At 36.3% G+C, this 867-nt stretch carries 1 protein-coding gene; it reads right to left on the bottom strand.

The window, feature by feature from the left end:
- Window positions 1-19: 19 nt before the first annotated feature.
- Window positions 20-867 (bottom strand): translation factor GTPase family protein (locus JWF52_RS19035; protein WP_502711273.1); only part of this gene is annotated, 848 nt, incomplete at its 5' end.

The following is an 867-nucleotide window of genomic DNA, read 5'->3' as shown; positions in this document are numbered from 1 at the left end:
TTTATTTATAATAAAATTATTATTTTGATTCAGCTATTTTCTTAGCAACTGAAGCTGGAACTTGTGCATAATGATCAAATATCATTGTGTAAGTTGCACGACCTTGAGTAGAAGATCTTAACTCAGTAGAGTATCCAAACATTTCTGAAAGTGGAACGAATGCATTTATAACTTGTGCACCAGATCTAGCTTCCATACCTTGTATTAAACCTCTCTTAGAGTTTAATCCACCCATAACGTCTCCCATGTAATCTTCAGGAGTAACAACTTCAACTTTGAAGTAAGGCTCTAATAATATAGAGTTACCTTTTCTTAAAGCTTCTTTCATAGCCATAGATCCAGCCATTTTGAATGCCATTTCTGATGAATCGACATCATGGTAAGAACCATCATATAATTCAACAGCAACGTCAACAACTGGGAATCCAGCAACTACACCAGATGCCATAGCACCTTGTATACCTGCATCAGTTGGTCCAACGTATTCTTTTGGTACAGATCCACCAACAGTTTTGTTTTCGAATTTATATCCAGCACCTGGATCTTGAGGGTTAACTCTTATCTTAACGTGACCGTATTGTCCTCTACCACCTGATTGCTTAGAGTACTTGTACTCTATATCAACTGGCTCAGTTATAGTTTCTCTGTAAGCAACTTGTGGAGCACCAACGTTAGCTTCAACTTTGAATTCTCTTAATAATCTATCTACGATTATTTCTAAGTGTAATTCACCCATACCTGATATTATAGTTTGTCCTGTTTCTTCATCAGTTCTAACTCTGAAAGTTGGATCTTCTTCAACTAATTTTTGAAGAGCTACACCCATTTTTTCTTGAGCAGCTTTTGATTTAGGCTCTATAGCAACAG

It is taken from the genome of Clostridium sp. CCUG 7971 (assembly GCF_017590215.1).
GTDB lineage: Bacteria > Bacillota > Clostridia > Peptostreptococcales > Peptostreptococcaceae > Faecalimicrobium.
Note: the sequence above shows the minus strand (reverse complement) of the source record. Positions and strands in the feature narration are given on the sequence as shown.